The organism is Sphingomonas sp. PAMC 26617, from assembly GCF_000242835.1.
Lineage (GTDB): Bacteria > Pseudomonadota > Alphaproteobacteria > Sphingomonadales > Sphingomonadaceae > Sphingomonas.
Window position 1 is genome coordinate 2362758 of record NZ_JH594425.1, and the last position, 11444, is coordinate 2374201.

Genomic DNA, 11444 nt, shown 5'->3' on the forward strand with positions numbered 1-11444 from the left:
AGGATCCAGGTCTCCGCGCGTCCGGACTCTGCCCATTGCGCAGTCGATGCTGAAACAAGTTCAGCATGACGGCAGTTTTTGGGACGTGCGAATGACGGTTAGCATGGGAGCGGGCAACCCGACCCCGAAGCGTTAGCCGTCGTCGCCCATCCGCAACGCGGCGATGAACGCCTCCTGCGGGATGCTGACCGAGCCATACTCGCGCATCTTCGCTTTGCCCTTCTTCTGCTTTTCCAGAAGCTTCTTCTTGCGGGTCGCATCGCCGCCGTAGCACTTCGCGGTCACGTCCTTGCGCATCGCGCTGATCGTCTCGCGCGCGATGACCTTGCCGCCGATCGCGGCCTGGATCGGGATCTTGAACAGATGCCGCGGGATCAGGTCCTTCAACCGCTCGACCATCCCGCGTCCGCGCACCTCGGCGGTGCCGCGGTGGACGATCATGCTCAGCGCATCGACGGGCTCCTCGTTGACGAGGATCCCCATCTTCACGAGATCACCCTCGCGATAGCCGATCTGATGATAATCGAAGCTGGCATAGCCCTTCGACATCGACTTCAGCCGATCGTAGAAATCGAACACCACTTCGTTGAGCGGCAACTCATAGGTCGCCTGCGCGCGGCCGCCGACATAGGTCAGGTTCTTCTGGATGCCGCGGCGATCCTGGCACAGCTTGAGCACGCTGCCGAGATATTCGTCGGGCACGTAGATCGTCGCCTCGATCCACGGCTCGCTGATCGTCGCGATCTTGTTGGGCTCGGGCATGTCGGCGGGGTTGTGCAACTCGATTTGCGTCGTGCCCGCGGGATCGGGGTGCGTCAGCTCGATCTCGTACACCACCGACGGCGCAGTCGTGATCAGGTCGAGGTCGTATTCGCGCGTCAGGCGCTCCTGGATGATCTCCAGATGCAGCAGCCCCAGGAACCCGCAACGGAAGCCGAAGCCCAGCGCCGCCGACGTCTCCATCTCGAACGAGAAACTCGCATCGTTCAGCCGCAGCTTGGAGATCGACTCGCGCAGCTTCTCGAACTCGGCGGCGTCGACCGGGAACATCCCGCAGAACACCACCGGCTGGACTTCCTTGAAGCCCGGCAGCGCTTCCAGAGCGGGCCGCTTCGCATCGGTGATCGTGTCGCCGACGCGAGTCTGTGCGACCTCTTTGATCTGCGCGGTGATGAAGCCCATCTCGCCCGTGCCGAGTTCGGTCAACTGCTCGATCTTGGGGCGGAAACACCCGACCCGGTCGACCAGATGCATCGTGCCGGTCTGCATGAACTTGATCTGCTGGCCCTTCTTCAGGACGCCGTCGATCACGCGGACGAGGATGACGACGCCGAGATACGGATCGTACCAGCTGTCGACCAGCATCGCCTTGAGCGGTGCCTCGGGATCGCCCTTGGGCGGCGGGATCTTCGTGACGATCGCCTCGAGAATATCCTCGATGCCGATTCCCGCCTTCGCCGACGCGAGCACCGCGCCGGATGCGTCGATGCCGATCACGTCCTCGATTTCCTTGCGGACCTTTTCGGGTTCGGCGGCGGGCAGATCGATCTTGTTGATGACGGGCACGATCTCGTGGTCATGCTCGATCGACTGGTAGACGTTGGCCAAGGTCTGCGCCTCGACGCCCTGCGCCGCGTCGACCACGAGCAGCGCGCCCTCGCACGCGGCGAGGCTGCGGCTCACCTCATAGGCGAAGTCGACATGCCCCGGCGTGTCCATCAGGTTGAGGACGTAATCGAGACCGTCCTTGGCGTGATAGGCGAGGCGCACGGTCTGCGCCTTGATCGTGATCCCGCGCTCCTTCTCGATGTCCATGTTGTCGAGCACCTGCTCGGACATTTCGCGCGCGGTCAGCCCGCCGGTCTGCTGGATCAGGCGGTCGGCGAGCGTCGACTTGCCGTGGTCGATATGCGCGATGATCGAAAAGTTGCGGATGCGGTCGAGCGGGGTGGTCATGCTTCCGGCGATAGCATGCACGCGGGCCAACGCAACATAAGCGATAGGGGGAGAGCGATATGGCGGGGGCGATATGGCGCTGGCGGAACAAAAGGGGGCGGGCTAGGCTTGGGCAAGGATCGTCAGGAGAATTTGCATGAAGCTCGCCCGTCCGTATGCCGCTGCCGCCCTCGCGCTGGCGGCGACCGTCGCCTTCGCCATGCCCGCCAATGCCGCGCTCAAGGTCGGGGCGAAGGCACCAGACTTCACCACGCAGGGCGCGCTCGGCGGCAAGCCGTTCACCTTCTCGCTTGCCTCGGCGCTCAAGAAGGGGCCGGTCGTCGTCTACTTCTTCCCCGCCGCCTTCACCGCGGGCTGCACGATCGAGGCGCACAAGTTCGCCGAGGCCGCGGCCGACTTCAAGAAGGCGGGTGCGACGCTGGTCGGGCTGACCGCGGGCGGGATCGACAAGATCGATGCCTTCTCCAAGGAAGAATGCCGCAGCGCCTTCCCGGTCGCCGCCGCGACGCCGCCGATGATCAGCAACTACGACGTGTCCTACGCGGCGGGTTCGAAGATCACGAGCCGCACCTCCTACGTCATCGCGCCGGGCGGCGAGGTGATTTACGAGCTGACGCAGAACAATCCGGTCGGCCATGTCGAGGGGACGCTGCAGGCGGTGCGCGACTGGCGCGCGAAGCACAAGGGCTGAGGCGCGGCCCCTAAACGCTGGTGCTTCCCCGGCGAAGGCCGGGGCCCAGTAGTGAAGGTCGAGGTAAGGTAGCGCAGCGTCAATTTGCGAAACTCTCGCTACTGGGCCCCGGCCTTCGCCGGGGAAGGGTAAAAGAGAGGGAAGATATTCGGGGAACACGCCTCGAGCCGCTCGGGCGAAGCTATCGCTGCAATGGTCGGGGCGATAGGATTCGAACCTACGACCCCTGGACCCCGAGACCAGTGCGCTACCAGACTGCGCCACGCCCCGACACATTGCAGGGGCGAGCGGTTAGCCGGGCGGGGGGCTGCGATCAAGCGAAAACTTCGCTCAGCGCCGCGCCGCGAGCATTTCCGCGATCGTCGCGAACTTCTCGCGCGGTGCCCCGGCGCGTGCGCGGGTGATTTCGGCAGCCTCGATCTTCTGCCAGTCGCGGAAGGTGACGATCTCCACCCCGCGTTCGCCGAGCAACGTATCGAGCGCGGCGCGCCCGGGCTTGCCGCTGCCGCAGGAAACGTCCGCTGCGATCCGTTCGGCGATGGCGAAGCCGTCGGGGCGGTTGGTGCCGATCGTCCCCGTCGGTCCGCGCCGTGCCCAGCCGACCGCGTAGAGCCCCGGTGCGATCCGGCCATCGACATTGGCGAAGCGTCCGAGCGCGTCGTCGTACGGCACCCCCGCGATCGGCGGGGTGCGATAGCCGATGCAGCTGACGACCAGCGTGGCGGGGACGGCATATTCCTCGCCGGTGTCGACGACGCGCCCGGTTTCGTCGAGCCGCGTCCGCGCGACGATCACGCGCTCCGCGTGGGTGTCGCCCTCGATTTGCAGGGGGCGGGCGAAGAAATCGAACACGATCCGTACCGTCTTGTCATCCTGCGGCTGCGCGAAGCCGCGCAGATGCGCCACCGCCTTGCGCAGGCCCGGTTCGAGTGCGGCATCGGTCTCGACCGGGGGCAGGTCGGCCGGGTCGACGAGCGGGACCGCGCGGGTCAGGTGCGCGAGCTCGCCCAGTTCCTTCGGGGTCATCGCGATCTGGTGCGGCCCGCGGCGCGCGAGCAGCGTGACGGTGGCATGTTCCGCGCCCCGCAGCCGGTCGAGCGCATGGCCGACGATGTCCGACCCGCCGAACTCGGCCTCGGTCTTGGCGAGGATCCGCGCGACATCGAGCGCGACATTGCCCGCGCCGACCACCACCGCGTCGCGCCCGTGGACCGGCGGGTCGAGGTCCGCGAAATCGGGATGCCCGTTATACCAGCCGACGAACGCCGCCGAGCCGATCACGCCCGGCAGATCGTCCCCCGGCACGCCCAGTGGCTTGTCCGACGGTGCGCCGGTCGCGAGGACGACCGCGTCGTACAGTTCCTGCAGCTCGAGGATCGACACGTCGTCGCCGACCGAGACGTTGCCGACGAAGCGCACCGTCTCGCTCAGCGCGACCGCCTCGTAGCGCCGCGCGACGCCCTTGATCGATTGATGGTCCGGCGCGACGCCGGTGCGGATGAGGCCATAGGGAACGGGAAGCCGGTCGATGATATCGACCCGACATTCCGCGCCGAACGCCTTCTGGCACGCCTCCGCGGTATAATAGCCCGCCGGTCCCGAACCGATGATCGCGATGTGTCGCATGCCGTTCGTTCTCCCGTCCGGCAAGCGTAGCCGGATGCGAGGAGGGGGCCAAGCGGCGAAGCCGGGCGATCCGGTCCGACCCGAATGAATTCAATGTCATCTTGGCGTCGCGCTATCGCCATGCGAAAGAACCGATGCGATTGTGTCGGATTGTTAAAGGCCAGCTGCTAGGCCGCTGGATCATTACTGGGGATGTCTCGCCGATGAGTCGTGCGCCTATTTTTTATGATGCCTCGGGGCGCAGGCGTCGGCGGTTCGCGATGGCGGTGGCGGCGTTCGTGCTGCTCATGCTGCTGTCGATCGCGGCGCTCGGCGTATCGATCGGCGCGGTCCCCGCACCGCCGCTGCTCCCGGTCGAGGCGGAGCATGCCGCCTATACCAAGCTGCCCCCGCCGCACGACCCGCTGCTGCGGCGCGCCCGGCGGCAGATCGTCGATTATGCACGGCTGATGGGCGCGGCCCCGCCGCGCGGCGTCGGCGCGGCGGTCGACCAGCCGCTTGCGATCGCGTTCCACGTCCCGTGGGACGAATCGAGCGTCGCGTCGCTGCGGCGGCATATCAACGAACTCGACTGGCTGATCCCGGGCTGGGTATCGGTGACCGGCGCGAACCACCAGATCACCGTCTTCCGCGACACCGCGGGGCGCGAGATCCTCAACCGCTCGACGCATCGCCCGCTGCTGCTCCCGATGATCCAGAACGCCAAGAACGGCGACTGGGACGCGAGGGGAATGGAAGCGCTGTTGCGCGCGCCCGCGCAGCGCAAGGCGTTTCTAGACCGGCTCGAACCGTGGCTGGTGCAGAACCGAGCGGGCGGCGCGTTCTTCGATTTCGAGGAGCTGAGCCCCCGTGGCCAAGCCGATTTCCGCACCTTCCTGCGCGAAGCCAAGGCGCGTTTCACCAAACACAATTGGGTGATCGCGATCGCGGTGCCGATCGGCGCGGCGGAAGGCGAGGGCGGGTGGAACATCGCCGCCTACACCGCGATCGTCGATCGCGTCTTCCTGATGGCGTACGACGAGCACGAGACGGGCGGCGCTTCGGGGCCGATCGCATCGCAGGGCTGGTTCGAGCAATCGGTCGCGCGCGCGGTGAAGGGCGTGCCGCGCAACAAGATCGTCGTCGCGATCGGCAGCTATGGCTACGACTGGCACGACGGCGGCGGCGAACCGCTCTCGATCGACGAGGCGTGGCAGAACGCGCGCGAATCGAGCGCGATGCCGGTGTTCGACAAGGCGAGCGGCAACACCAGCTTTGCCTATATGGAGGGCAAGAGCCGCCACGTCGTCTGGCTGCTCGATGCGGCATCCGCGTATAACGAAATGCGGTTCCTCAACCGGGTCGGGCTCAACGGAGTCGCGGTCTGGCGGCTCGGCGCGGAGGACCCGAGCCTCTGGTCGATCTTCGGACGATCGCATCGCACCTTGCCCGCGCCGTCCGCCATCAACACGATTCCGGCGGGAACCGATGTCGACATCGAGGGCAGCGGCGAGATCCTCAAGATCGCGGGGGTCCCCGTGACCGGAAGCCGCCAGGCGATCGCCAATCCGCGCGGCGGGATCGGCGACGTCCATTTCGTCCAGCTCCCGTCGCCCTATATCGTTGCGCGGACCGGCTATCGCCCGGGTCTGATCGCGCTGACCTTCGACGACGGCCCCGACCCGACCTGGACGCCACGCGTGCTCGACATCCTGAAGGAGAAGCACGTCCCCGGCACCTTCTTCGTGATCGGCGAGAATGCGCTGACGCAGCGGCGCCTGCTCGAGCGGATGTTGCGCGAAGGGCATGAGATCGGCAGCCACACCTATACCCACCCCAACATGGCGGGCGCGTCGGCAACCGAGACGAGCTTCCAGCTCAACACCACGCAGCGGCTGTTCCAGGCGTTCACCGGCCATTCGCTACGGCTGTTCCGCGCGCCCTATTTCGGCGACGCAGAGCCGACCACCGCGGACGAAATCGACCCGGCGCTCCAGGCGCAGAACCGCGGCTATATCTCGGTCGGCCTCCACGTCGATCCGGGCGACTGGAAGCGCCCGGGAACGCAGGCGATCATCGACAATACGATCGACCAGGTGACCGACCCCGACGGGCGCTGCACGGGGAACGGCGAGCCGCAGTGCAGCCGCAACATCGTGCTGCTCCACGATGCCGGTGGCGACCGGTCGCAGACCGTCGCGGCCTTGCCGACGATCATCGACCAGCTCCGCGCCAAGGGGTATCGCTTCGTGCCGGTATCCGAGCTTGCCGGTATCCCCCGCAACGTCGCGATGCCGCCGATCACCGAAAGCGAGCAGGTCGCGGCGCAGTTCAACCTTGCGATCTTCAGCGTGCTCGGCGGGACCGTCGTCGCGCTTGGCTGGATCTTCTTCTTTGCGATCAGCATCGGGATCGCGCGTGCGGTGATCCTGTCCGCGCTTGCGCTGGTCCAGGCGCGGCGCGAGGGGCGGATGGTGTTCCCGCCGATCGATCCGCAGACCTTCGTCACCGTGATGATCCCCGCGTTCAACGAGGAACTGGTGATCGAACGCGCGGTGCACGGCGTGCTCGCCTCGACCGACGTGCGGATCGAGGTGATCGTGATCGACGATGGTTCGTCGGATGCGACCAGCGCAGTGGTGCAGGCGGCCTTCGCGGACGATCCGCGCGTGAAACTGCTGACGCTCGAAAACGGCGGCAAGGCGCGCGCGCTCAACCGCGCGCTGGATCTCGCGACGGGCGAGATCGTGATCGCACTCGATGCCGACACGCAGTTCGAACCGACGACGATCGCGCGGCTGGCGCGCTGGTTCGTCGACCCCACGCTCGGGGCGGTCGCGGGCAATGCCAAGGTCGGCAACCGCGTCAATCTGCTGACCCGGTTCCAGGCGGTCGAATATATTACCGCGCAGAACCTCGAACGCCGCGCGCTCGCGCGGCTCGATGCGATGACGGTGGTGCCGGGCGCGGTCGGCGCGTGGCGGCTGTCCGCGATCAAGCAGGTCGGTGGCTATCCCGACGATACGCTGGCGGAGGACCAGGACCTGACGATCGCGATCCAGCGCGCCGGGTGGAAGGTCACCTACGACCAATATGCGGTCGCCTGGACCGAATCCCCCGAGACGATCAAGGGCCTCGCCAAGCAGCGCTTCCGCTGGGCGTTCGGGACGCTGCAATGCCTGTGGAAGCACGGCGTCATCATGGGCACGGGCAAGCCGCGCGGGCTGGCGCGTGTGGGCTTGCCGCAGGCGATCCTGTTCCAGATCGTGTTCGCGGCGATCTCGCCGATCATCGACCTTGCGCTGATCGTCAGTTTCGTGACGACCTATCTCGCGGTGCTCGCGCATGGCTGGGCGCAGACGCAGCACGATGTCGAGAAGATGCTGATCTACTGGCTCGTCTTCACGCTGATCGACCTGCTCGCCGCGACGGTCGCTTTCGCGCTCGAGCGGCGCGAGGATTGGCGGTTGCTATGGCTGCTGGTGCCGCAGCGCTTCGGTTATCGCCAGATCATGTATTACGTGGTGTTGAAGGCGATCACGCAGGCGCTGCGCGGGCCGCGCGTCGGGTGGGGCAAGCTGGTGCGGACCGGGCGGGTGAGCGTCTGACGGCGTTCTCCTGACCTGCGCTCTAGGATCGTAAACGTGCGTGCCAGGGTCTGGTGGGGAGCGGTCGTTGCGGGGATCACGGTAAGAGAACGGAGTTTTCCTCAAACCGATCGTCATTCCCGCGGACGCGGGAATCCATTAGCACCATCCGGCCTGTACTGCGCCGTCAGCCAGTATGGACCCCCGCCTTCGCGGGGGTGACGGAAAGGGGGTGGCCGTGACCCCTCAAATGTCAGCCAACGGGGCATCGGGTTTAATGGCGAAAATTGGTGGAAAGCTGACAGTCAGCTTTTGGAATTCAGATGAGGGTAGGAGACACCGCGCAGACTGCTATCGAGCGCGACACAAAAGCGTAAAAGAAGCGGATGGCCCCCTCCAACGGTATATGTCCGCGATGACATGTCGGCCTGACCGCACCTTGTCATAAGGCATTACAGCTATCGTATGGCCCCTTTTTGGTCCGGAAAACACTGCTAGTATGACGACAGGGCCTATCTTGGTATCCGAAGAGGGGATGTGCGTCACTGGCACTCGCGCCCCGCCCTGTAACACCGAGTTAAAAAAGGGTGGATTGCTAAAACCTGCTTCTCCGCAAAGGCGAACATCATTTTTATATTGGCAGAAGACGTGTAAGCTCGTCACATTGTAACCAGGGGCGCGCCCCTGTAAAAAGTTTGTTATGACTACGAGTTCTTTAATTCCGTCTCCGTCGAGGTCGATATTTGACCAAACGATGCTGTTTGCGGCCTCTGTCAGGCTTTTCTCGCCTGCCGCAATGGTGACTTCATCATAGACTTGCGCTCTCCAAACCATTCCTTTCGGAGGTAGGCCCTGGTGCCAGCGGAAGCCCTTCCCCTGATAAATACTTATGCTGCCGTCCATGTCATGGACAAATTTTAATCCGGCTACCTGTCGTGTGACAGTCGGACAGGCAGATGGAACTGCAAATCCTGGCGTAGCGATCAGTGCGGCAGCGAGCATTACACAGCCGCAAATTATCTGAAGCATCCTGTACTCCAACAAGAGCAATTTAGATGCCTATGTCTGCTACAAGACATTTACGATCCGCTAACCTACGGCTGAAAATGGGCGGAAGCTGCCGCTCGCTGTTATCGGTTCACGACCTCAATCACCCGCGTCCTCGGTGCCCCGGTACGACGGCCTCGGCACCTTCGGACGGACCGTGGCACCGCCTGTTCCGCCGCCGGGCCCCGGCCGTCGCCGGGACGGCGTGCGGTGCGCGCTCAGCGGCCGATCAACAGGTCGAGCCGGTCCCCCGCCGCGATATCCCCGCGCGGAACACGCAGCAGCACGCCGTCCTGATCGCGCCCGACGATCTGCGCGTCGATCCGCGCGCCCCCGACGATCGACGCATCGCCGGTCGAGACGACTCGCCCCTGATCGAGCAGCACGACATGGTCCGCGACCGCGCGCACTTCGTCCGCGCTGTGCGTGACGTAAAGCATCGGCAACGCGAAATCCGCCTTGAGCCGCGCGATATAGGCGAGGATCTCGCCCTTGCGCCCGCCATCGAGCGCGGCGAGCGGTTCATCGAGCAGCAGCAGTTCCGGCTGGCTGAGGAGCGCGCGGCCCAGCGCCACGCGTTGCCGCTCGCCGCCCGAAAGATCCCGGACGCCACGCCGCAGCAGATGGGCGATGTCGAGCACCGCGACGACATGCTCGAACCCGATCCGGTGCGGCCCCGGCGCGCGTTTCAGCCCGTATCGCAGGTTCGCCTCGACCCGCAGGTGCGGGAACAGCCGCGCGTCCTGGAACACCCAGCCGATTCGCCGCGCGCGCGGCGGGACGTTGATCCCGGACGCACTGTCGAACAACACATTGTCGCCAAGCGCGATCCGGCCCGCCTCGATCGTGCCGCTCCCCGCGATCGCGGCGAGGGTGCTGCTCTTGCCTGCGCCCGATGGGCCGAACAGCGCGGTCACGCCGTCGCGCGGCCCCTCGAACGCGACGTCGAGCAGGAAGTCGCCGACACGGCGGCGGATCGCGATCGAGATCATTGCCCGCTCCGCCTGCGGCCATAGGCCAGCAGCGCCTCGGACAGCAGCAGCGCGACGATCGCGACGCCGAACGAAATCCCCGCCAGCCGCAGCGCGACCGCCTCGCCCCCCGGTTGCTGGAGCGCGGCGTAGATTGCCAGCGCGAGCGTCTGTGTTTCGCCGGGGATGTTGGCGGCAAAGGTGATGACCGCGCCGAATTCGCCCAGCGCGGCGGCAAAGCCGATCACCGCCGCCGCGATCAGCCCGGGGGCGGCGAGCGGCAGGGTGACCGACAGCGTCCGGTCCCAGAAACCTGCGCCCAGGCTGTCCGCCACCGCCTCGATCCGCGGGTCGACCGCTTCGATCGCCTGGCGGCACGCGCGCAGCATCAGCGGGAAGGCCATCACCCCCGCCGCCAGCGCCGCACCGTTTGCGGTGAAGATCAGCCGGATGCCGAACCGGGCGAGGAAAGCTCCGAACGGCCCGTCATTCCCGAACAGCAGGATCAGGACGAGGCCCACCACCACCGGCGGCAGGAACAGCGAGGAGTGGAGCACTGCATCGACCAGCGTCCGCCCGGGAAAGCGCGTGCGCGCCATCATCCACCCCGCCAGCAGCGCGAGCGGCAATGCGCCCAGCACCGCGCGCCCCGCGATCGACACGCTGAGCGCGAGGACATCCCATTCGGCGGCGGTCAGCACGCCTCAGCCGAACGTCCGGAAGCCATAGCGCCGGAAGGTCGCCTTCGCCGCCGGGCTTTGCAGATAGGCAGCGAACCCGCGCGCGGCGGGGTTGCCGCCGCGGACGAGCGCGGCCGGATAATCGATCGGCGGATGGCTCGTTTCGGGGAAGATCCCGACGATCCGCACGCCCTTCTCGGCCCAGGCGTCGGTTTCGTAGACGATCCCGAGCGGCGCCGCGTGCCGCGCGACATAGGACAAGGCGACCCGCACGTTATCAGCGCGCGCGAGGCGACCCTGTACGCTCGGCAATACGCCGAGCCGGGTCAGCGCGGTCTGCGCATAGATGCCGGCGGGGACATAGGCCGGATCGCCGACCGCCAGCCGCCCGGTCGCGCCGAGTGCCTGCGCAAGCGGGAAGCGCGGTGCGACCTTCAGCGATACACGCGCATCGGCGGGCGCGATCAGCGCGAGCCTGCCGCGCAACAAGGTGCGGCGGCTTCCGGCATCGATCCGCCCGGCCTTCTGCGCGTGGTCCATCCACGCGAGATCGGCGGAAACGAAGACATCCGCCTTCGCCCCCGATTCGATCTGGCGCGCTAGCAGGCTGCTGGAGGCGAAGGAGAAGCGCACCGGCACACCCGTCCGCTGCGTGTAAGTCCGGGCGACCGCCTGCATCGCATCGGTCAGCGAGGCCGCGGCGAAGACGGTGATGGGGGCAGGGGGCGCGGCGCGGGCGGTGGCCAGCGGCGCAGCCGCGAGGGCGGCGAACGAGATAAGCAGGGTACGACGATACATGTACGAGTCCGATCGGGAGCTATATCGGCGCACATATAGCGGATCGGTGGCGACGCCTAGGGCGGAGCCTGAGGGGAGGGATGTTTGCGCGCTCCGGCATCTCTACCGC

7 protein-coding genes and 1 tRNA gene are annotated in these 11444 nt (G+C 66.3%); 2 read left to right on the forward strand and 6 right to left on the reverse strand.

Annotated elements, in window-relative coordinates; genetic code table 11:
* Positions 1 to 132: 132 nt before the first annotated feature.
* Positions 133 to 1956: a translation elongation factor 4 gene (gene lepA / locus RH91_RS10380; protein WP_010162665.1), complete on the reverse strand. Its 1824-nt coding sequence runs from the start codon at positions 1954 to 1956 to the stop codon at positions 133 to 135.
* Between the two features lie 136 nt (positions 1957 to 2092).
* On the opposite strand from lepA, the gene RH91_RS10385 reads away from it, so the two are divergent.
* The gene (locus tag RH91_RS10385) at positions 2093 to 2647 is read left to right on the forward strand and encodes a peroxiredoxin (RefSeq protein ID WP_010162666.1); all 555 of its coding nucleotides are present in this window, start codon (positions 2093 to 2095) and stop codon (positions 2645 to 2647) included.
* 193 nt (positions 2648 to 2840) lie between these two features.
* On the opposite strand, the gene RH91_RS10390 is transcribed toward RH91_RS10385, so the two are convergent.
* Positions 2841 to 2917: transfer RNA gene (locus tag RH91_RS10390), tRNA-Pro, on the reverse strand.
* Between the two features lie 60 nt (positions 2918 to 2977).
* A complete protein-coding gene (locus RH91_RS10395; protein WP_010162668.1) occupies positions 2978 to 4273 on the reverse strand; it encodes an FAD-dependent oxidoreductase in 1296 nt (431 codons plus the stop codon).
* A gap of 203 nt (positions 4274 to 4476) precedes the next feature.
* Here RH91_RS10395 and RH91_RS10400 point away from each other — a divergent pair, with 203 nt between their 5' ends.
* Entirely contained in the window at positions 4477 to 7860 is a 3384-nt protein-coding gene (locus tag RH91_RS10400; protein WP_029623764.1) for a polysaccharide deacetylase family protein, read from the forward strand.
* A gap of 1244 nt (positions 7861 to 9104) precedes the next feature.
* Here RH91_RS10400 and modC read toward each other — a convergent pair.
* From modC to modA, 3 genes are read right to left on the reverse strand one after another with little or no spacing between them, the layout of a single operon-like run.
* The gene (modC, locus tag RH91_RS10405) at positions 9105 to 9878 is read right to left on the reverse strand and encodes a molybdenum ABC transporter ATP-binding protein (protein ID WP_010162670.1); all 774 of its coding nucleotides are present in this window, start codon (positions 9876 to 9878) and stop codon (positions 9105 to 9107) included.
* Positions 9875 to 10558 carry a molybdate ABC transporter permease subunit gene (modB, locus tag RH91_RS10410; RefSeq protein ID WP_010162671.1) on the reverse strand — a complete coding sequence of 228 codons (684 nt, stop codon included), beginning with the start codon at positions 10556 to 10558 and terminating at the stop codon, positions 9875 to 9877. The genes modC and modB overlap by 4 nt, the downstream gene beginning before the upstream one ends.
* A 3-nt stretch (positions 10559 to 10561) precedes the next feature.
* Positions 10562 to 11335 carry a molybdate ABC transporter substrate-binding protein gene (modA, locus tag RH91_RS10415; protein WP_010162672.1) on the reverse strand — a complete coding sequence of 258 codons (774 nt, stop codon included), beginning with the start codon at positions 11333 to 11335 and terminating at the stop codon, positions 10562 to 10564.
* Between the last annotated feature and the right edge of the window lie 109 nt (positions 11336 to 11444).